General features: G+C 73.6%; 19 protein-coding genes and 2 pseudogenes. 10 read left to right on the top strand and 11 right to left on the bottom strand.

Going from position 1 to position 20,244, the window contains the following annotated elements:
• Positions 1–20: 20 nt before the first annotated feature.
• Together JXZ78_RS08990 and JXZ78_RS08985 are read right to left on the bottom strand one after the other, a co-directional pair.
• Complete coding sequence (locus JXZ78_RS08990; RefSeq protein WP_030020444.1) at positions 21–1,208, bottom strand: cytochrome P450; 1,188 nt, start codon at positions 1,206–1,208, stop codon at positions 21–23.
• Between the two features lie 398 nt (positions 1,209–1,606).
• Entirely contained in the window at positions 1,607–2,263 is a 657-nt protein-coding gene (locus JXZ78_RS08985; protein ID WP_106968800.1) for a TetR/AcrR family transcriptional regulator, read from the bottom strand.
• A gap of 51 nt (positions 2,264–2,314) precedes the next feature.
• Between JXZ78_RS08985 and JXZ78_RS08980 the strand changes: the two genes are divergently transcribed.
• The 4 genes from JXZ78_RS08980 (at position 2,315) to JXZ78_RS08965 (ending at position 5,274) form a co-directional block, all read left to right on the top strand.
• Positions 2,315–3,286, top strand: coding sequence for a DUF2867 domain-containing protein (locus JXZ78_RS08980; protein WP_030020446.1), 972 nt, complete (start codon positions 2,315–2,317; stop codon positions 3,284–3,286).
• Positions 3,287–3,396: 110 nt separating this feature from the next.
• A complete protein-coding gene (locus JXZ78_RS08975; RefSeq protein WP_030020447.1) occupies positions 3,397–4,158 on the top strand; it encodes a 4'-phosphopantetheinyl transferase family protein in 762 nt (253 codons plus the stop codon).
• Positions 4,159–4,288: 130 nt separating this feature from the next.
• Positions 4,289–4,831, top strand: a complete 543-nt coding sequence (locus JXZ78_RS08970; RefSeq protein ID WP_030020448.1) for a GNAT family N-acetyltransferase — start codon at positions 4,289–4,291, stop codon at positions 4,829–4,831.
• Positions 4,831–5,274 carry a glyoxalase superfamily protein gene (locus tag JXZ78_RS08965; RefSeq protein WP_050502517.1) on the top strand — a complete coding sequence of 148 codons (444 nt, stop codon included), beginning with the start codon at positions 4,831–4,833 and terminating at the stop codon, positions 5,272–5,274. The genes JXZ78_RS08970 and JXZ78_RS08965 overlap by 1 nt, the downstream gene beginning before the upstream one ends.
• A 76-nt stretch (positions 5,275–5,350) precedes the next feature.
• Here the strand turns inward: JXZ78_RS08965 and JXZ78_RS08960 are convergent, their stop codons facing one another.
• Positions 5,351–5,686: a DUF6204 family protein gene (locus JXZ78_RS08960; RefSeq protein WP_030020450.1), complete on the bottom strand. Its 336-nt coding sequence runs from the start codon at positions 5,684–5,686 to the stop codon at positions 5,351–5,353.
• A 182-nt stretch (positions 5,687–5,868) separates the two neighbouring features.
• On the opposite strand from JXZ78_RS08960, the gene JXZ78_RS08955 reads away from it, so the two are divergent.
• From JXZ78_RS08955 to JXZ78_RS08945, 3 genes are all read left to right on the top strand, one after another.
• Entirely contained in the window at positions 5,869–6,774 is a 906-nt protein-coding gene (locus tag JXZ78_RS08955) for an arginase family protein (RefSeq protein ID WP_030020451.1), read from the top strand.
• A 182-nt stretch (positions 6,775–6,956) separates the two neighbouring features.
• The gene (locus JXZ78_RS08950; RefSeq protein WP_238782771.1) at positions 6,957–9,077 is read left to right on the top strand and encodes a DUF5107 domain-containing protein; all 2,121 of its coding nucleotides are present in this window, start codon (positions 6,957–6,959) and stop codon (positions 9,075–9,077) included.
• Between the two features lie 131 nt (positions 9,078–9,208).
• Positions 9,209–10,678 carry a cytochrome P450 gene (locus JXZ78_RS08945; RefSeq protein ID WP_238782770.1) on the top strand — a complete coding sequence of 490 codons (1,470 nt, stop codon included), beginning with the start codon at positions 9,209–9,211 and terminating at the stop codon, positions 10,676–10,678.
• Here JXZ78_RS08945 and JXZ78_RS08940 read toward each other — a convergent pair.
• Complete coding sequence (locus tag JXZ78_RS08940) at positions 10,605–11,120, bottom strand: terpene synthase family protein (protein ID WP_208870157.1); 516 nt, start codon at positions 11,118–11,120, stop codon at positions 10,605–10,607. The genes JXZ78_RS08945 and JXZ78_RS08940 overlap by 74 nt on opposite strands.
• Positions 11,121–11,135: 15 nt before the next feature.
• Here JXZ78_RS08940 and JXZ78_RS41015 point away from each other — a divergent pair.
• A pseudogene (locus JXZ78_RS41015) lies at positions 11,136–12,520 on the top strand (Tn3 family transposase); the annotation flags it as partial.
• Between the two features lie 51 nt (positions 12,521–12,571).
• Here JXZ78_RS41015 and JXZ78_RS08925 read toward each other — a convergent pair.
• The gene (locus tag JXZ78_RS08925; RefSeq protein ID WP_238782769.1) at positions 12,572–13,747 is read right to left on the bottom strand and encodes an FAD-dependent monooxygenase; all 1,176 of its coding nucleotides are present in this window, start codon (positions 13,745–13,747) and stop codon (positions 12,572–12,574) included.
• 74 nt (positions 13,748–13,821) lie between these two features.
• Between JXZ78_RS08925 and JXZ78_RS08920 the strand changes: the two genes are divergently transcribed.
• Positions 13,822–14,379, top strand: coding sequence for a TetR/AcrR family transcriptional regulator (locus JXZ78_RS08920; RefSeq protein ID WP_030020455.1), 558 nt, complete (start codon positions 13,822–13,824; stop codon positions 14,377–14,379).
• Positions 14,380–14,484: 105 nt separating this feature from the next.
• Here JXZ78_RS08920 and JXZ78_RS08915 read toward each other — a convergent pair.
• Positions 14,485–15,175, bottom strand: a pseudogene (locus tag JXZ78_RS08915) (site-specific integrase); the annotation flags it as partial.
• Positions 15,176–15,452: 277 nt separating this feature from the next.
• A complete protein-coding gene (locus tag JXZ78_RS08910) occupies positions 15,453–15,650 on the bottom strand; it encodes a hypothetical protein (protein ID WP_030020456.1) in 198 nt (65 codons plus the stop codon).
• Positions 15,651–15,960: 310 nt separating this feature from the next.
• On the opposite strand from JXZ78_RS08910, the gene JXZ78_RS08905 reads away from it, so the two are divergent.
• On the top strand, positions 15,961–16,884 hold the full coding sequence (locus JXZ78_RS08905) for an NADP-dependent oxidoreductase (protein ID WP_238782768.1): 924 nt from the start codon (positions 15,961–15,963) through the stop codon (positions 16,882–16,884).
• 53 nt (positions 16,885–16,937) lie between these two features.
• On the opposite strand, the gene JXZ78_RS08900 is transcribed toward JXZ78_RS08905, so the two are convergent.
• The 4 genes from JXZ78_RS08900 to JXZ78_RS08885 form a co-directional block, all read right to left on the bottom strand.
• Complete coding sequence (locus JXZ78_RS08900; RefSeq protein WP_238782767.1) at positions 16,938–17,585, bottom strand: TIGR03086 family metal-binding protein; 648 nt, start codon at positions 17,583–17,585, stop codon at positions 16,938–16,940.
• Positions 17,585–17,935 (bottom strand): VOC family protein, encoded by a 351-nt coding sequence (locus JXZ78_RS08895; RefSeq protein WP_030020459.1) that lies wholly within the window; start codon positions 17,933–17,935, stop codon positions 17,585–17,587. Before JXZ78_RS08895 ends, JXZ78_RS08900 begins: the two co-directional genes overlap by 1 nt.
• A 73-nt stretch (positions 17,936–18,008) precedes the next feature.
• Positions 18,009–19,172: a CapA family protein gene (locus tag JXZ78_RS08890; RefSeq protein WP_030020460.1), complete on the bottom strand. Its 1,164-nt coding sequence runs from the start codon at positions 19,170–19,172 to the stop codon at positions 18,009–18,011.
• 89 nt (positions 19,173–19,261) lie between these two features.
• Positions 19,262–20,137, bottom strand: a complete 876-nt coding sequence (locus tag JXZ78_RS08885; protein WP_078624293.1) for a class I SAM-dependent methyltransferase — start codon at positions 20,135–20,137, stop codon at positions 19,262–19,264.
• Between the last annotated feature and the right edge of the window lie 107 nt (positions 20,138–20,244).

Below are 20,244 nucleotides of genomic sequence, written 5' to 3'. Positions count from 1 at the left end.
GGGCGCGGCCGGCCGCCCGCTCACCAGGTGACGGGCAGTTCGACCAGACCCTGGAGGGTGTGGCCGGGCTTGTGGGGGACCTCGGCGGCGGGCACCGCCAGCCGCAGGCCGGGGAAGCGGGCGAAGAGCGCCCCGAAGGCGATCTCCATCTCCGCGCGGGCCAGGTTCTGGCCCAGGCACTGGTGGACGCCGAAACCGAAGGCCACGTGGTGGCGGGCGGAGCGCTGCCAGTCCAGGGTGTCCGGCGCGTCGTAGGCGGCGTCGTCCCGGTTGACGACCGAGGTGGAGAAGATGACGCCGTCGTCCGCCCGGATCGTCTCGCCGCCGACCTCGATGTCCTCGGTCGCCACCCGCACCATCCCGTCGGCGATCGACAGGAACCGCAGCAACTCCTCCACCGCGTCCGGGAGGAGCGACGGGTCGGCGCGCAGCGCGGCGTACTGCTCCGGGTGTTCCAGCAGGGTGAAGGTGCCCAGGGAGAGCATGTTGGAGGTGGTCTCGTGGCCGGCCACCAGCAGCAGCAAGGCCATCCGCACCAGTTCGCGGTGGCCCACCTCGCCGGTCTCCAGGCGCTCGGCGATCAGCTCGTCCAGCAGGCCGTCGCCCGGCTGTTCGCGCTTGTGGGCCACCAGGCCGGTGAAGTAGTCCTCCAGCCGGTCACGGGCCTCGGTGACCTCCCGCGGATCGACGCTCTGCAGGAGGGTGCGGGACAGCTCCTCGAAGAGTTCGTGGTCGGCGTACGGGACACCCAGCAGCGAGCAGATCACCATGGACGGCACGGGCAGCGCGAAGGCGGACACCAGCTCCGCCGGAGGGCCCTGCTCCTCCATGGCGTCCAGCAGCCGGTCGACGATCTCCTGGATACGGGGGCGCAGCGCGGCGACGCGCTTGACGCTGAAGCTCGGTATCAGCATCCGGCGCTGCGTGTTGTGTTCGGGGTCGTCCACCCCCAGCAGCGGGGTCCGCACGGCGCGCAGCGACTCGAAGCGCGGCGCGGGGGAGGGGAACGCCGGATTCTGCCGGTCGGCGGACAGGCGCGGGTCGGTGAGCAGCGCCCGGGTCTCGGCGTGGCCGGTCACCACCCAGGCGGTGCGGCCGTTGTAGAGCGTCACACGGGACAGCGGCCGGGCGTCGCGCAACGGCTGGTACCCGTCGGGCGGCTGGTAGGGGCAGGTGCGGTCCTGCGGGAAGGGCAGAGCCTCGGTCATGGGACCTCCTGGCGGAAGGCTGGGTGGGCGACGGGGTCGATGGGCTCCTGTGACAAGGCTGGCGGACGGCGGGTCGGGGGGAGATAAGGGCGGGGAGCGGACGGGCGGAGACGGGGCGGCGGTGGGGCGGAGCCGGGGTGGAGAGGGTCCGGTCCGGACCGCCTTCCACTCCATGCCCTATGCACGTAATACGTCCATGCGTAGACCGGCCAATTCCGGCCGCGCGGTGAGGTGTCGGGTGGTGGCGGGCCGTTCCGGTCGTCAGCGGCCGTTGTCGGCCGCCATCGATCGCTTTCGGTCGCGTGCGGTCGCTTTCGGCTGCGCTCGGTCGCTGTCGGTTGCCTTCAGCCGCCCCAGGTCGCTGTCCGGTGGATCCAGCTACGCCCGGTCCCTCCCGGTCACCCCCGGCAGAGCAGCGTGTCGATCACCGAGTCCAGGTAACGGTCGCGGTCCGTCCCGCCGGGCAGGCTCTCCGGGACGGCGTGCCCCAGCTGGGTGTGGCCGAGATACGCCGTGTACGCGAGCAGGCCCCGGCGGCGCGCCTCGGCCGCCGGGAAGCCCAGCGCGGCGAACAGGCCGGCGACATAGCCGACCCGGCGGTCCGTCACCCGGCGCAGCGCCGCCGCGACGCGCGGCTCCGCCGCCGTCGCCAGGAGGGAGACCTCCAGCGGGTCCGCGGCCGACGCGGCGGACGCGTGCGCGAACAGGCCGCGCAGCCGCCGCTCCGGGTCGGGTTCGGCCTCGACCGTGCGGATGACGGCCTCGGTGTGCAGCTGCTCCCAGCGCTCCAGCGCGGCGTCGACCAGCGCGTCCCGGTTGGCGAAGTGCCAGTAGAAGCTGCCCTTCGTGGTGCCGAGGCGGGTGGCGATCGGCTCGACGGCCACCGCCGCCAGGCCGCCTTCGCCGATGGCCGCGAGGGCGGCCGCGGCCCAGTCCTCGGCGGTCAGGCGGCGTCGGCCGCCGCCGGTGCCGCCGCCGGTCTTCCCGCGGTGGCGGGGCCCGTCCGAGGGGCTGCCGTGGGGGACTTGAGGATCGTCCGTGCTCCGTCGCGCCATGACCATACGCTACCGTACGGTCAAACATACGCCACCGTATGGAGGTGCCCGATGCGCACGGTCCGCGATGTCCACACCCGCACCGTCCAGGCCCCCGCCGCCACGGTCGGAGCCCTGCTCGACCGGCTGGCCGGCGACGACGACCCGCTCTTCCCGGTGCCCGTCTGGCCCGCCATGCGCTTCGACCGCCCGCTGGGCGTCGGCGCGACCGGCGGCCACGGCTTCGTGCGCTACCGCGTCACCGCCCACGAGCCCGGCCGCCACGTCCGGTTCGACTTCCCCGGGGGCGGCCACCACGCCATCGAGGTGTCCCCGCTCGGCACCGGCAGCTGCCGGGTGACCCACGTCCTGGAGGACCGGCTCAGGGGCGCGCGCCGGGTGGCATGGCCGCTCGCGATCCGCCGGCTGCACGCCACCGTCGTCGAGGAGGTGCTCGACAACGTCGAACGCGCCGCCACCGGCACGGTCCGCACCCCGGTCCGCCGCTCGCGGTGGGTGCTGCTGCTGAACCGGCTCCTGTGGGAGCGCCCCGTCGCCGTACCCGTTCCGCCCGCCGCCCGGCTGGCCCGTACCGCCTTCGCGCGTACGGACTTCCAGGACGCCTGGCAACTGCCGCTGCCGCCCGGCATGCCGCGCGACCCGGCGGCCTGGAAGGGCGTGCTGCGCGGCGCGTTCCCCGAGAAGGGTCGCGCCACGACCGAGGACGGCGGGGAGATCCTGCTGGGCAAGGACGCCCGGCACCTGGACTTCCGGGCGTCGCTCCTGGTCGAGAGTCCGGCCGCGGGGGCGGACGGGCGGACCGCGGGCCACGGTGGCCGGGTGACGCTCAGTACGGTCGTGCGCACCCACCACGCCGGCGGGCGGCTCTACTTCGCGGTCGTCCGGCGCGTACACCCCGTCCTCGCCCGGGCGATGCTCCGCCGTACGCACCGCAGGCTGGCGCTGGCCGCACCGAGCGCGGGGGAGCGGGAGTCGGAGGCACGCGCCCCGCGCGCCGGGTACGGTCACCGGACACGGCCGTAACGGCTCCCGGCACCCGCACCGCGCCGGGCCGCCCGCACGGGCCGCCGACGGACGGACGGCCCGGACGACTCCGGGCGACCGCGCAGGACGACGACGAGGGAGTGCGACCGATGACCACGGGCGATACCTGGGCCCCGAGCGAGGAGAGCGGCGCCGTGCGGCCTGCCCTGACCCCCGAGGTGTACGACGCGTCCGCGCTGCCGGATCCGCTGCCGGCGGACGGCGCCCGGGAGGTGTCGCTGTGGCTGGTCCGCAGCGTGCCCGAGGCCGGGCTGCACGACATCGCGGTGCTGGACGCGGCCGAGCGCAAGCGGACCGCCGCGTTCGTCCGGCCCGGCGACCGCGACACCTACGCCACCTCGCACAACGCGCTGCGCCGCCTGCTCGGCGCGTACCTGGACCGCGACCCGGCCGGCATACGGTTCGTACGCGAGGCCTGCCCCTGCTGCGACGAGCCGCACGGCCGGCCGGCGCTGGCGGAACCCGGGACGCCGCTGCACTTCTCGCTCTCCCACACCGGCGACATGGCGCTGATCGGCTTCGCCCGTACGCCCGTCGGCGTGGACATCGAGAAGCCGGCCTCGCCCCGGACCGTGGCGGAGGTGTCGGGCATGCTGCACCCGCGGGAGCGCGCGACGCTGGACGCCCTGCCCGAGGACGGGCGGCCGGCCGCGTTCGCCCGCTGCTGGACCCGTAAGGAGGCGTATCTCAAGGGCACGGGCAGCGGTCTGGCGGGCGATCTGATGACCACCACACTGGTCGGCGCCGGGCCGGAGCCGGTCACCGTGCCGGGGTGGGAGATGGCGGACGTGGCGGTCCCGGAGGGGTACGCGGCGGCCTGCGCGATCCGTGCGGCGGCTGTCACTCACTGACCGGTCCTGACCGGAGCGGCCCGGACACCGACCGCGGGAACCCTGGCTTCCGCCGGGCCGCCGAGGCGACCACTCGCTCGTACGATCGATATACCTGGCGGCCGGGCCCGCCACTTCGTACGATCGGACGATGGCTGACGATCGCTACCTCGCCACCGGCCCGCGGGTCGGGCTCCGGCACTTCACGGCGGCGGACCGTGCGGAGTTCACGGCGCGGGCCCGGGAGAGCGTACGGCTGCAGCGGCCGTGGCTCTCCTCGCCGACCACCGACGCGGCCTACGACAGCTACTTCGCCAAGCTCCAGGAGCCCTCGCGCGAAGGGTTCCTGATCTGTGAGCTGGAGAGCGGCCGGATCGCCGGCTTCCTGACCGTCAACAACATCGTGCACGCCGCGTTCCGCTGCGGGGCGGTGGGGTACGGCGCGTTCGCGCACGCCGCCGGACGGGGGCTGATGAGCGAGGGGCTGCGGCTCGCCATGGGACACGCCTTCGGCGAGCTGGGGCTGCACCGCCTGGAGATCAACATCCAGCCGGCCAACGAACGCTCGATCGCCCTGGTCAAGCGCGCGGGCTGCCGGCTGGAAGGTTACTCGCCCGACTTCCTGTTCATCGACGGCGCCTGGCGGGACCACGAACGCTGGGCCATCACCAGTGACATGTTCGAAAGGACCTGATGTCCGAGATCACCTCCGGGGCCACCGGCCGGATCACCTTCCGGCACCCCGTTCCGGTGCTGCGCGTCTTCGACGTGGCCAAGGCGCACGCGTTCTACCTCGGCTACCTGGGCTGCACCGCCGACTGGGAGCACCGCTTCGCGCCGGATCTGCCGCTCTACACGCAGGTGTCCCGCGGCGGCTTGGTCCTGCACCTGTCCGAGCACCACGGGGACGGGACGCCGGGCTCGGTGGTGTACGCCGAGCTGAGCGGCGTACGGGCGCTGCACGCCGAACTGGCGGCGAAGGACTACCCGTTCCAGAAGCCCGGCCTGGAGGAGGACGGCGAGATCGGGCTGTCGCTGACGGTCACCGACCCGTTCGGCAACCAGCTGCGGTTCAACGAGCCGCCGGCGGCCGGGGGCGAGACGCCGACGGCCGGGGGCGAGGCGCCGGCGCACTGAGACAGGCTGCGGGCGAAGTGAACGGCCGTCGGAAGGCCGTCCGCGTCCGCCCGCCTGTGCCCGCCCGGCACCCGCTTCAGCGTCCCTTGCGGTTGACCTTCATGGTGTCCATGTCGGTGGCGGACGAGCGCAGGTCCCGGTAGCCGTATCCGGCCGCGGTCAGTGCCGCCTCCGCCTTCTCCTCGGCGAGGGCGGCCGCCAGCTCCTCGCCGTCCGCCGCGTCCGAGACGATCACGTACCGGTACGTGAACGACCGCAGCGCCGTGTCGTAGGCGAGCGAGCCCTCGGGCGTGAAACGCAGCTGTGCCAGGCCGTGGTCGTCCACCTCGGCCAGCAGCCGGTCCCTGGCCTCGTCCGTCAGTCCGTCCCACCGGCCGCGCACGATCACCCGGTAGGTGTGCTCCGTCGCCATCGCCTTCCCTCGTCTCCGTCGCCGGTGCGGCGGCCCTCGCCGTACCGATGCGCTTGCAACGGTACGGCATGCCGGGCGGCTGCGCGGCATCCGTCTCGCCGCTGCGCGGCACCCGCCCGCCACCGTTCCCGCATCGCCGAAACCCGGTTGAAGTCCGCGGGCCGGTGCGGTGGGATGGCCGGATGCGCCGCATCGTCCTCCTCGACGCCCCGTCCAGCCTCGGGCTGCGACCCCCGGTGCCGGGCACCGTACCCGGCTGCTACAAGCTGGCGGGTGCCCTGCGCGAACAGGGGCTGCTACGGCGGCTCGGCGCCCTGGAAGGCGGCGTCGTGACGCCGCCCCGTTACGACCTCGGCGGCTGGCGGGAAGGCGAGGGCGACTTCAACGCCGCCGCCATCGCGGACTACACCCGCCGGCTCGCCGCCCGGGTCGAAGCGCACGTGCGCGCGGGCGAGTTCCCGGTCCTGCTGGGCGGCGACTGCTCCATCCTGCTCGGTGCCGTCCTGGGCCTGCGCCGCGCCGGCCGGTACGGCGTCGCCTACCTCGACGGGCACGGCGACTTCCGCCACCCGGGCAACACCGACCGCACCGGCCCCGTCGGGGCGGCGGCCGGCGAGGGCACCGCGCAGATCACCGGCCGCGGACAGGCCGACCTCACCGGCATCGACGGCCTCGGGCCGTACGTGCGCGACAGTGACCTGCACATCCTCGGCATCCGCGACGACGACGAGGACCGCGCCGAACTGGCCTCGCTGGGCATCACCCACCGCACGGCCGGCGAGATCCGGCGGCAGGGCCCGGAGGCCGTCGCCCGTAGGACGCTGCGCGACCTCCAGGACACGGCACCGGACGGTTTCTGGATCCACCTGGACGCCGATGTGCTCGACCCGTCGGTGATGCCCGCCGTCGACAGCCCCGACCCCGGTGGTCTGTCCACGGAGGAACTGCGCGAACTGCTCGCCCCGTTGACGGCCTCACCGCGCTGCGCGGGGCTCGACCTCACCATCTACGACCCGGACCTCGACCCGGAAGGAACCGGGGCGGTCCTGCTCGCCGATCTCCTGGAAAGCGTCCTCACACAGCCCTGACTGCCTCCGGCCGCCTCCGGTCGCTTCTGACCGTTCCTGGCCGCCGCTGGGCCGGCATACGACAGCGGGTGCCGGTACACATGGCCTCAACAGGCCCTTTTCAGGCACGCGCCGACAGGGTTCCATGGTCAACAGGCGGCCACCGCACCCGAGGTGGCCCGGTACAACCTTGCGAGGCAGCCGTGGCCACTGGCGTACGACGCACGACCCTGACCCTTCCCGCGGCGCCCGTCGGCCCGGCCAGCCCGCTGCCCGCCGTCCGCGCACCGGGCGACGTCCACCGCGTCGAGCTGCCCGAGGACCTGGAGCTGCCGCCCGACATGGCCCGCCAGCTCCGCTACGCCCCCCTGGACTCGCTGCTGCCCGTCGCCGTCCACGACGGTTACGGCCGTACGCGCGCCGAGACCACCCTCGACGCCCTCGTCATCGAGAACGACCGGCTCCGCGCCACCGTCCTGCCGGGTCTCGGTGGCCGTGTGCACTCCCTTCACCACAAGCCCACCGACCGCGAACTGCTCTACCGCAACCCTGTGCTGCAACCCGCCAACTTCGCCCTCAACGGCGCCTGGGTCTCCGGCGGTATCGAGTGGAACACCGGCGCCACCGGACACACCGCCCTGTCCTGCGCCCCCGTGCACGCCGCGACCGTACCGGCGCCCGGCGGCGGCGAGATGCTGCGCCTGTGGGAGTGGGAGCGGCTGCGCGACCTTCCCTTCCAGGTGGACCTCTGGCTTCCGGAAGGCTCCGACTTCCTCCTCGTCGGCGTCCGCGTCCGCAACCCGCATCTGAACGCGGTGCCCGCCTACTGGTGGTCCAACATCGCCGTCCCGGAGGACGAGCACACCCGCGTCCTCGCCCCGGCGGACGACGCCTGGCACTTCGGGTACGAGCGCACGCTGCGCCGCGTGCCCGTACCGGAGTCGGACGGCGCCGACCGCACATACCCGCTGCGCAGCGAGCACCCCGCCGACTACTTCTACGAGATCCCGGACGGCGACCGCCGCTGGATCGCCTCGCTCGACGGCACTGGGCGCGGCCTCGTCCACACCTCCACCGACACGCTGCGCGGCCGCAAGCTGTTCCTGTGGGGCGCCGGACGCGCCGGGCGGCGCTGGCAGCAGTGGCTCACCGAGCCCGGAACCGGCGGCTATGCGGAGATCCAGGCGGGGCTGGCCCGTACCCAGCTGGAGCACGTACGCCTCGAAGGCGGCGCGGAATGCGCCTGGCTGGAGGCGTACGGACCGCTCGCCGCCGACCCGGCCGTGGTGCACGGCGCCGACTGGGCCGCGGCCCGCCGCGCGACCGGCGACCGGCTCGAAGCGGTACTGCCGCGCGCGCAGGTCGACGCGGCCTTCGCCGCCTGGCGGCCGTACGCCGACGCCGAGCCGAAGGAGACACTGGCCACCGGCTCCGGCTGGGGAGCCCTGGAACGGGCCCGCACCGGCCATGACCTGCCCGGCACCCCCTTCGCCGAGTCGACCGTCGGCCCCGACCAGCGCCCCTGGCTGACGCTGCTGCACACCGGCGACTTCCCGCGCGGCGGCGGCATTCCCGCGGCGCCCCTGGTCGCCGCGCCATGGCGCGACCTGCTGGAGTCCGCGCCGCCCGGACCCGGCACCGACTACCACCTCGGCATCGCGCAGTGGCACGCGGGCGACCGGGCCCAGGCCGTCCGTAGCTGGGAACGGGCCCTGGCCCACGGAGCGGACTGCCGGCCGCTCTACTGCCTCGCCGTCGCGGAGGAGACCGCCGGCGAAACGGCGCGCGCGGCGCAACGCTATGCCGAGGCGCTGGCGTGCGTACCCGACGAGGAGCCTGTGGACGGCGTGGACGGCGTGGACGGCGTGGACGGTGCAGAGGGCGCGGAGGGCGCGGAGGGCGCGGAGGGCGCGGACGGTGCGGGCCCCGTGGACGTCACGGACCGCACCGGGCCTCTCCTCCCCGCCCTGGTGCGCGCCGCGGTCCCCGCGCTGCTCGCCGCCGGCCGCGTCGACGAGGCCGCGGCCGCTCTCGGCCGGCTGCCCGAGGCGGCCCGCGGTGACGGCCGTCTCGCCCTGCTGACGGCCCAGGTGGCCCTCGCCCAGGGGGACGCGCGCGCGGCCCGAGCCGTCTTCGACCGCGGCTTCGACGTTCCCGACCTGCGGGAAGGCGACGAAACCCTCAGCGACACCTGGTACGCCGTCGCCGAAGCCCTGGTCGCGGGGGCTCGGCCCGTGACTCCCGACGTCCGGGCCCGGGCGCGCGCGGAACACCCCCTTCCGGACCGTTATGAATTCCGGATGCGTGCGGCGGGAAGCGCGTGAAAGCCGCCAAAGGGGCATAGGGTGCGGTCGGGGGTGTGCTGCGCACTGTTCGCGCACGCCGCCCGGCCCCGGCCCTCACCCGTCCCGCCGTGCCGCCGTGCCGCCGTAAAAGAGCACCGCCATGCCGATCCGTGCCGACAGCCGAACTCCACACCGTTCCCCCGCGGCACGTCCTCGGCGGGCTGCGCGAGGGCGGCCCGCTGGCACTGATGGAACGCACCGGACAGCAGGCGCAGGGCGCGCTGACCCGGCTCGACCTGGGCACCTTCCGGCCCTTCCTGGTCACCCACCCCGACCACCTGCGGCACGTACTGCGCGACCACGGCGGCAACTACCGACGGGGCACGGCGATGTGGAAGGCGACGAGCCGGCTCACGGGACGGGGGATCACGGGCGAGAGGCCTCGATGGCGGGCCAGCCGGGACCTGTGGTGCAAGGGCCTGTCGGGCGGCGCGCCCGCGCACGCCGACGGCACGGCCGCTTCGGTCGAGGGCGCGGCGACGGAGCTGGAGCGGAGCGTGGCGGGCGGGGCGACGGTGGACGCGCTGGCGGAGATGACGCGCGTCGTGCTCCGGGTCGTCAACCCGGCGTTCTTCGGTTCCCGTATCCCGCAGCACCGGTGCGACCGGCTCGCTTCCGCGGTCGCCGTCGCGTTCGACTCGCTGCTGTGGCGGGTGGCGCTGCCCTTTGTGCCGCTCACGGTACCGGTGCCCGGCGACCGCGTCTTCGGGCGTGCCACCCGTACGGCCAACGAGATCCTGCTGCCGCTGATCCGGCGGGCGCGGTACGAGCGGAACACCGGCCCCGACCTGATGAGCGTGCTGCTCGCGGGGGCGGACGCCGACGGCCGTGCGCTGAGCGACGAGCATGCCGCCCAGGACGTCGTGGCTCTGTTCGTGGCCGGCTCGGAGTCCAGCGCCCTGACTCTGACCTGGGCCTGGGTCGCGCTCGCGGCGCATCCGGACCTCGCGGCGGAGGTACGTGCCGAGGCCGACGCCGTACTGTGCGGCGGCCCTGCCCGGCCGGAACACGCCCGCCGGCTGGTGCTCACCCGCCGGTTCCTGGCCGAGGTCTGCCGCCTGTACGCGATGGCGTGGGCGGTGCCGGGGACGGCCGTCACCGAGGACGTCATCGACGGGGTGACCGTCCCGGCGGGTGCCACGGTGGTGCTGTCCCCCTACCTGACGCACCGGCTGCCGCAGTTCTGGGAACGACCGCTGCGCTTCGACCCCGGCCGGTTCGCCGCGGAGCGCGTCCGGGACCGGCACCCGCTGGCCTACCTGCCCTTCGGCGACGGGCCGCACCGGTGCGTGGGCCAGGCGTTCTTCTTCCAGCAGGCGGCCCTCGTCGTGGCCCGCGATGATCAGCCGGTTCGACTTCGCGGTACCGGGCCGGGCCGAGCCCAGGGCCGCGGTCGCGCTGCGGACGCGGGGCTGTGTCGGCCTGGTGCTCACCCCGCGCCGCTGACGAGGCACGTGCGCACGGGCCGGCCCCCAACCGTCCCCCGCTCCCATCAACGCCGCGGCCTCAGAACCGGTCCCACCACCAGGCGACGGACGGAAGCGGCGGCGGTGCGTCGGCCCGCAGCGCGGTCTGGGTGAAGGAACCGGTGTTGGTGACCGCGCCGGGGTGCCGGCCGTCGGGGTTGGTGTACCGGCCGGCGCGCAGCCCCCATTCGATGTTGCCCCGGATCAGGTGGGAGAGGTGGTCGAGGTGCCGCCGCAGCGGCGCGCAGGCCGTGGGCAGCACGCGGTCGCGCAGTTGGACGAAGCGCAAGGTCAGCCGGTCGCACAGGTCGACGGCCGCGGCCAGCGCCGCTTCGAGGCCCAGACCGTGTTCGGCGGCCAGGACGTCGACGAGGTTGAGCCGGCGGCGCGAAGCGTGCGGGCTGCGGGCGGCCAGCCGGCGTTCCTTGCCGTACGAGAACAGGTCGTCGTCGAACGCCGCGATCGTGAAGCCCAGTTCGTTCAGCGCGCGTACCGCCGGTGAGTCCATCGCCGCACCGGGGATCTCCGTACCGTCGATGATTTCCGTCCAGCTCATGGTCGCCGTGCCGGGGGCGACCCGAGGGCGAAGCTGCTGGACGGGGAAGCGTGGGAGCAGGCCAAGCCGACCGTGCTCGCCTCGCTCAACCTGCCCGCCGAGGCGGGTGAGCACCTGGCAGCGCGGGCCGCGCTGCTGGACGGCACCTACCGCGAGGTCGCCGTGCGGGTGCCGGCGAACTCCCAGATCGTGTTCGACGACGACGGACGGCTGCACTTCGCCGCCCTGGAGCCGGAGCCCGAACCCGCTTCCCTGCGTCAGCGGCGCGAGGCGGTGGAGGCGATGCTGCCCCGGGTCGACCTGCCGGAGGCCTTGCCGGAGGTGTTCTCCTGGACCGGCGCCGATCAGGCGTTCACCTCGGTCACCGGGGGCGAGGCGAGGCTGAAGGACCTGCACGTGACGATCGCCGCGCTCTTGGTCGCCCACAGCTGCAACGTCGGCTACACCCCGGTCATCGGGGCCGCGGACGCGCTGAAGTACGGGCGTCTGTCCCATGTCGACCAGACCTGTCTGCGGCTGGCGACGTACCGGGCCGCGAACGCCACGCTGATCGACTACCAGGCAGCCATCCCGCTCGCGCAGGCGTGGGGCGGCGGCCTGGTCGCCTCGGTGGACGGCATGCGGCTCGTCGTGCCCGTGCCGTCGGTGTACGCGCGGCCGAACTCGAAGTACTTCAGGCGCAGGGGCGGCGCGACCTGGCTGAACATGATCAACGACCAGGCGGCGGGGCTGGGTGGGAAGGTGGTGGCCGGCACCCCGCGCGACTCGCTGTACGTGCTGGACGTCCTCTACGACCGCGACGGCGGCAAGCGCCCCGAGATGATTGTCACCGACACCGCGAGCTACAGCGACATGGTCTTCGGGCTGCTCACCCTGGCGGGAGTCGCGTACGCACCGCAGCTTGCTGACCTGCCGGATCAGAAGATGTGGCGCATCGACCGCGCCGCCGACTACGGCGCCTTCCAGGACGCGGCCCGCGGCCGGGTCGACCTCGCCAGGATCGAACGCCACTGGGAGGACATCCTTCGGATCATCGGCTCCATCCACACCGGCGCCGTGCGCGCGTACGACGTGATCCGCATGCTGTCCCGCGACGGCCGCCCCACCCCGCCCGGCGACGCGATCGCCCACTACGGGCGGATCGCCAAGACCCTGCACATCTGCACATCCTGCGCCTGGCCGACGATCCCGGCTACCGGCGGCAGACCAAGAGCCAGGCGAACCTCCAGGAGGGCCGCCACTCCCTCGCCCGGAAGATTTTCCACGGCCGGTCCGGGCAGCTCTACCAGCGCTACCAGGACGGCATGGAAGACCAGATCGGCGCCCTGGGACTGGTCCTCAACGCCCTGGTGCTGTTCAACACGCGGTACATGAACGCCGCGGTGAACCAGTTGCGCGCCCCGGACGCCCCCGAAGACGAGTAGCCGCTGACCCCACCGGCTCCTGCGGCATCAGCGCAGGTCAGCGGCCTGGAGCAACTGGGGTGGGATCCAGGCGTGATGCCGCAGGATCATGCGTGTTGCGGCGCGGGAGGGCGTCATCCGCATCGCCGTGTTCCGCAAGGCCACGGTCAGTGGGTGGGAGAGCTGCTGGCCCATCCGCCCAGCCCGCCGGGCGGCCCGTGCGACTGCCTGGCTGCGCGGGCGGCGCTCGGCGTCGTACCGGGCAAGCGCGGCTTCGATGGTGGGCGCGGTGGCGAGCGCGGCGGTAAGGGAGACCGCGTCCTCCAGTGCCTGGCAGGCGCCCTGCCCCAGGTTCGGGGTCATCGCGTGCGCTGCGTCGCCGAGCAGCGCTATGCGGCCGATGGTGTACGAGGGGAGCGGCGTGCGGAGTTCGTTGACGTCGTGGTGCAGCACGGCGTGGGTCTGGGTCGCATCGAGCAGGGCAGGGATCGGGTCGTGCCAGTTGTGGAATCGTCGGCGTAGTTCGGCCAGGGGGTCGGCGAACCGCGTTTCGGCGGGGAGGTTGAGGACCGCGTGCCACTCGGCGCGCCCGTCAGGGAATGCGATGTGCCCGAACTCGGTGCCGCGCCCCCAGGTCAGCTCGAAGTCGGTGCGTAGGTCGACCGCTTGCCCGGTGATGGCGCGCAGTACGGTCGAACCGCTGTAGACCGGGCCGGGATGGGCTGGGAAGAGCAGGCTGCGGACCTTGCTGTTGATGCCGTCGGCTGCCACCGCCAGATCGGCTTCCAGCACCGTGTCGCCGCAGCCTACGCGAACCTTTCCAGGGCTGATCTGCTCAACCGAGCTGGCCTCGGAGCCGATCAGCAGTGTCTCGGCGGGCAGGGCCTCGCGCAGCAGCCGGTGCAACGTGGAGCGGGGGATGCCCATGATCGGCGTGCCCACCGCCTTCTCCAGCTCCGCGCCGTCCATCCGGGTCAGCCAACCGCCCTTCGGCGTGCGGGTCCCGCCGCTGTACTGGCCTCGCGACGCCTCCCTCACCGCATCGCCGACGCCGAGTCCGTCCAGGGCCCGAAGGCCGTTGGCGGCCAGCGAGATGCCCGCCCCCGCGTCATCCAGCATCGGCGCGCGCTCGACCAGCGTCACCTGCCAGCCGATGCGGCGCAGACCGATCGCGGCGACCAGCCCGCCGATGCCCCCTCCGACGACCACTGCTGTGTTGCCCATGGCGAACCCCCAGCCCTTCTACATCTGTAGAATGGTGACCCTACCTGAGGCACTACAGGTGTAGAAAAGGAACCATGGCTACGGATCGGCGCGCCCTCCTCGCGGACGCGGCTCTCGACGTACTCGCCGACGAAGGCATCCGCGGTCTGACCCACCGCGCGGTCGACCGCAAAGCGGCCCTGCCATCCGGCACCACCCCGGCATACTTCCGCACCCGCGCCGCGCTGCTCACCGCACTCGTCATGCGCCTTGTCCAACTCGACCAAGCGGAATTGCAGTCGACGGCCGAACAGCTCCCACCCCTCCGCACCGCCGAGGAACTCGTGGACGGCATGTCGCTGCTCACCCGACAGCGTCTCACCGGCGAGGGCCGCCGCCGCTCACTCGCCCGCTACGCCTGCACCGTTGAGAGCGCGCGCGACCCGGAGCTGCGCGAAATCCTCGTACCCCGCGAGAACGCCGGCCGGGAGGCCGTCCGGCGGTTCCTCGCCGAGCACGGCGTGACCGACATCGAGAACCGCACGCACACGCTGCTGACCTGCCTCGACGGACTGGTCTTCGACCGGCTTGTGAGCGGCGGCAAAGTGCCGCGCGAGGCCCTCGAAGGCCTGGTCGCCGCCGCCCTACGGTAGGCCCCGCCGAAGCAACCCGGCGCTGGCCGGGGAGCTGGTGAGCTGTGCGGTGACCCGCCGCCCCGACCCCGCTGCCAGTGACGGCCACCGTCCCGGTCGGCGTTGTCACCGCCCGGCGTCGCCAGGGGCGAGCAGGCTGGTGAGCTCGGCGATCGCTTCCGGTGAGGGCTGAAGTAGCGGCGGACGTTCTCCGGCTTCTTGTGCCGGGACTTCGCCATCTACATCAGCAAGGAGGTGCCCTGCTCACCGGGGTGGGTCAGGGCTGAATGGCGGTACTCGTGCAGATCCCAGTCGGTTCCCGGCCCGCGCACGGCGGTGTGCTCGTCCAGCAGCGCGCGGGCCTGGCCGTAGGAGACACGGGCCAGGCCGGTGTCCGGGCACACGTCGCGCGGGCTGACGACCTTCCCCGGGCCGGGGCAGCGGTGGGTGACGAACACCGGCCCGCGGGTCCGGCCGCGCAGCAGGCGGGGCAGGAGCCGGGCGGTGCCGGCGTCCCAGTAGACGGTCTCCAGCACGAAGTCCTCGCGTGCCTGGCCCCGGCGGCGGGCCTTGCTCCGAGCACCCTTGGCCTTACGGGACAGCGGCGCGCGGCGAGGTCCAAGTCCTCGATGTTCACGCTGAGGACCTCCTCCGCGCGGGCGGCGGTCTCGTAGAGCATCCGCCACAGCGTCTTCTCCCGCAGGCGCACCTCGCGCCGGGCGATGGGCCGGTCTACGGCCATCTTCGAGCGGGCCGGGGTCTCGGAGTCCGGCACCGCCAGCCGCTTCGTCCAGGTCGGGACGGACGGACCGTCGAATAGGGCGTTATCTGCGGGAAGGCTTCAGACGGGACCGTCCGCCGAAGCTCCGTCAACCGCCCACCTGGGCCGACTGATCCTTGGCGCCGGTTTTCGTTCGGATGTTCCTCAACCCCCGACACCGCCCCGCCCCCGGCCTTCCTGAAGCTCAGGCCGCCGTCGGCCGGAACGGTCCCCTTGCTGAGGTCCAGCGCGAACTCATCCCGCGTCATCGGCAGCCGCACACACCGGCGGCCGTCGACGTCGACGACCCGCCCCGGACTCCGCGCTTCCATCGTCACCCCTTGGTCGGCCATTGCCTTGGCGACGGCCGGTACCGGACACAGTCCATCTCGGCCTTGCTCACCTTCACCTGGGGAGCGGGCAGCACGTTCGGGGTCACCCCGGTCGCCGCGCCGGCCCAGGACAGGACGCAGCCTCCGGCGGCCACCGCGCAGACCGGCACGACGCGGCGGCACCAGCGCGGTAAGGACATGACGACTCCTGTCGACGGCGTTCAGCGACCAGCGGTCCGCTCCGCTGCACCGGCCCGCGCCCCGTACGGGTCGCCCGCCTTCTACGCGAACACACCGTGGGCCCCGGACGACCGCGCGGGCCGCTCGGGTGACGGGGAGGAGGGGCGGGGACGGCGTCCCGGTCCGCCGGAGGACGTCTTCCAAGCGGGTGATCCGCGGCCGGATCCGCCTGCGTGTGCCCCCTTGCCGGGTGTGCGAGGGGGAAAACGCGGGGACAGGCACCGCGCAGACCGGGCCACCCCCGTCGGCCGACCACCAGGAGACACGATCATGAAGGCAGTCATCGCCCACCGCTACGGCGACCCCGACCAGCTCACCTGCACCGACCGGCCCGACCCCAAGGTGGGGCCGGACTCGGTGCTGGTGCGGGTGAAGGCGGTCGGAGTCAATCCCGTCGACTGGAAGGTCCTGGCCGGTCATCTCGATCCGCTGATGAATGTGCACTTCCCGCTGATCCCCGGCTGGGACGTCGCCGGGGTGGTCGAGCGGACCGGTCTGGACGCGACCGAGTTCGCCGTCGGCGACGAGGTCGTCGGCTATGTGCGCAAGGACGAGGTCCAGCACGGCACCTTCGCCGAACTGGTCGCCGCTCCGGTGCGGACCCTGGCGCGCAAGCCCGCCGCCCTGAGCTGGCAGCAGGCCGCCGGGCTGCCGCTGGCCGGCCTCACCGCCCGCCAGGTGCTGGACCGGGTCGGTGTGACCAAGGGGGAGACGGTCCTGGTGCACGCCGCGGCGGGCGGCGTCGGGTCGCTCGGCGTGCAGATCGCGGTGGCCCGCGGCGCCCGCGTCATCGGTACGGCCAGCGAGCGCAACCACGACTTCCTGCGCTCCCTGGGCGCCGAGCCGGTGACGTACGGCGACGGCCTGGCCGGCCGGGTGCGCGAGCTGGCGCCCGACGGGGTGGACGCGGCCGCGGACTTCGTCGGCAACGGCGTCATCGACGTCTCGCAGGAGCTGCTGCGCGACACCTCGCGGGTCGCCTCCATCGCCGACAACGACGTGCTGGAGAAGGGCGGACACATGGTGTGGGTCCGCCCGGACAGCGCCGGCCTGGCCGCGCTGGGCGACCTCGCCGACGCCGGAAAGCTCACCGTGCACGTCGACACGGTGCTGCCGCTGTCGCAGGCGGCCGAGGCGTTCCGCCGCAGCCAGGAGGGCCGCACGCGCGGCAAGATCGTGCTGGAGGTCTCCTGACGGGCGAACGGGGTGCGAAGGAGTGAGCGTGCCGGCTGGTCAGGGGCAGCGGGTCAGGCTTCGCCCGGCCGGTCTCCGTCCGGCCAGGCCGGGGAGCGGCCGAGGAGGGCCAGGATCCGGCCCAGGGCGGGTACCGCACCGGTGCCGGCGGCGGGTGTCTCCCGTACGGGCCCGAAGGCGGCGTCCGGCTCCTCCCGGGCCGCACCGCCGGGTACGGTGCGGGCGATCTCCAGGGCGGGCGTCAGGATCTCCGCGGGGAAGGTGACCGGCGTCCCGAGGGACCTGGCCACGTCCCAGGCGTGCACGACGGTGTCCACGAAGTGGAAGCCGATGCCCCGCCGGGCCCGGACCGTGACGTCCGGCCCCAGCTCGGGCAGCGCGAACCGGCGCTGCAACACGCCGGGTTCGGCGAACGCGGCGACCACCCGGCGTGCCGAGTCCGCGAACTCGGCGCCGGGCGCGTCGCCCGCCGGGCGGGGCGCGAAGTCGGCGGCCGAGGTGACCTGTCCGCGCGCGGCTGCGGCGAAACCGAGGTTCTGGCCCGTCATGTGGGCGACCAGCTCGCCGAGGTTCCACGCGGCGCACGGCGTGCGCAGCCCGAGATGTTCGGGGCGCACCCGGCCCACCAGTTCGGTGGCGGTGTCCAGCACGGCGCGGTGCAGGGGGCGTAAGTCGGCCGCCGGGGCCGGGGTGCCGGACATCAGGCCGCTTTCCGGTCGGCGTACTCGAAGACCGAGCCGTCCGGGTGGACGGCGACGAGGTTGCGGCCGACCGGCGTCGGCAGCGGGCCCGCGATGATCCGGGCGCCGACCGCCGTCAGGTCGGCCACCGCGTCGTCCACGTCCTGGACCGCGAGCGTCGCGGTGATCTTGCTGAGCACCTCCAGCTGCGCCGCCGGGCCGCTCATCAGGAAGAAGCAGCCGACGGCCGCGACCGAGACGCCGCCGTGCTCGAAGCGCATCGCCTCCGCGCCGGTCAGCCGTTCGTACACACCGATCGCCGCGTCGAGGTCGGTCACGCACACCCGCAATGAGGTCCCCAGAATGTCCATGGCCCGAGCGTAGTTGGGGCGCCTCGCCGTGCGCGATCAGTTGGATGATTCCGTGGCGGGGGCCGGGGCGCGGTCAACCGGCCATCGACAGACCGTCGTCGGCGGCGCCGCGGGAGAGGACCACCTCGCGTACGGCGTCCCGGGCCCGCGCGTGCGCGGAGCCGCCGGGTGCGCCGCCGGTCAGCGGGACGACGCGGAACGCGTGCTCCACATCCGTGAGTTGCGGGGTGAACTCCGCCTTGGTCACGGTCCAGCGCCGGCCCGCCGCGTCCGGCGGCGCGAAGGTGAAGCGGGCCATCGAGCTCTGGTTGCCGCGGGAGTCGACGGCGCCCTGCGGGTTGTACATATAACCGGCGAGCTGGTCGCCCATGCCGTAGACGACCCAGGTGCCGTTGACCTTCTCGTAGGCCTGCGGGACGTGGGCGTGGGTGCCGAGGACGAGATCGATGTCGGGCCGGCCGCCGGTGCGGGCGGCGGTGAGGGCATGGGAGAGGGTGCGCTGCTGCTCGTCGGGTTCCTGCTGCCATTCGGTGCCCCAGTGGAGGCTGACCACGACCACGTCGGCGCCCGCGCGCCGGGCGGCCCGCGCGTCGGTGAGGATCCGGTCCCGGTCGATGAGGTTGACCGACCAGGGCCGTCCTTCGGGTACGGCGATGCCGTTGGTGCCGTAGGTGTAGGCGAGCTGGGCGACTTTCGCCCGTCCCGCCTTCAGGAGAGTGGGGCGGGCGGCCTCGTCGGCGGTACGGGCCGAGCCGGCGTGCCGTACACCTGCCGCGTCCAGGGCGCCGAGGGTGCGGCGGATCCCGGCGGGGCCGTCGTCCAGGGTGTGGTTGGAGGCGGTGGAGCAGGAGTCGTAGCCGGTGGCCCGGAGCGCGGCGGCGACCTGGGGCGGCGACTTGAACGCGGGGTAGCCGGTGAACGGGCCGCCGTCCTCGCCGTACACCGTCTCCATGTGACAGATCGCGAGGTCAGCGCCGGAGACCAGGGACCGGACACCGGCGAGTATCGGGCCGAAGTCGTGGCCGTGGCCGTGCGCGTCCTTGCGGGCCTGTTCGATGATTTCGGTGTGCGGGAGCACGTCACCGGTGGCCAGGAGGGTGAAGCCGCCGGCCGCGGCGGCCTGCGCCGGCTGCCCGGTGGTGGCTCCGTGGCGTCCCGCGGCGGGCTGCTGGGGACCGCAGCCCGCCGCCAGGAGTGCCAGCACCGCCAGGACGGCCGGTCCGTGCGTTCTTGTCACGGCTTCTTCTTACCGGGTGGAACGGGATAGTTCGTGCTGGTTGTGGCGGTCGGGTCACGCCCCGTTCGCGGGCATGCCCGGCGGTCGGGTCACACCCGGCAGAGAATCTCGCCGTGCAGCACGCTGAACCAGGCGTCCTCCCGCGCGCCCCACTCCCGCCACGCGCCGGCGATCCGGTCCAGCCCGGCCTCCGTGGCATGGCCGCCGTCCACCGCCAGCCGGGCGTACGCGGAGGCCACGGTCCGGTCCGCCCACAGGCCGCTCCACCAGGAACGTTCCTCCGGTGTCGCGTAGCACCACGCACTCGCCGTCGAGGTGATCGCGGCGTCGGCGAAGCCGGCCTCCCGGGCCCAGGCGCGCAGGCGCCGCCCCGCGTCCGGCTCACCGCCGTTGCCGCGGGCGACCCTGCGGTAGAGGTCCAGCCAGTCGTCCATCCCCTCGGTCGCCGGGTACCACGTCATGGCCGCGTAGTCGGCGTCCCGTACGGCGACCACGCCGCCCGGCCTGGTGACGCGCCGCATCTCGCGCAGCGCCTGCACCGGGTCGCCCACGTGCTGGAGGACCTGGTGCGCATGGGTGACGCTGAAGGAGCCGTCCGGAAAGTCCAGTGCGTGGACATCACCGGTCACGAAGCGGACGTTGGCCAGGCCGCGCCGCTCGGCCGTGGCCCGCGCCTGCTCCAGCACGTCCGGTGCGTGCTCCAGTCCGGTGACCCGGCCGTCCGGCACCAGCGCGGCCAGGTCGGCCGTTATGGTGCCGGGGCCGCAGCCGATGTCCAGGATCTCCATGTGCGGCTCGACCACGTCCAGCAGGTAGGCCGCCGAGTTGGCGGCGGTGCGCCAGGTGTGCGAGCGCAGGACGGACTCGTGGTGCCCGTGGGTGTAGACGGCGGATTCGCGGTGGCTCGGGGCATGGGCGGCGGACCCACGGTGGCCCTGGGTGTGGACGGCGGACTCGTGCGGCATGGCGGACGGCTCCTTCGCGCTCCCGGTCGGCAGGTGTGAGCACCGTACGCCGGGCGACCGCATGATGAGAACGCCGTCTCGCCATTCGGGCGGCAGGCGATGGACGG

Origin of the sequence: Streptomyces monomycini (genome assembly GCF_022271435.1) — a bacterium.
Taxonomy (GTDB): Bacteria; Actinomycetota; Actinomycetes; order Streptomycetales; family Streptomycetaceae; genus Streptomyces; species Streptomyces monomycini.
Note: the sequence above shows the minus strand (reverse complement) of the source record. Positions and strands in the feature narration are given on the sequence as shown.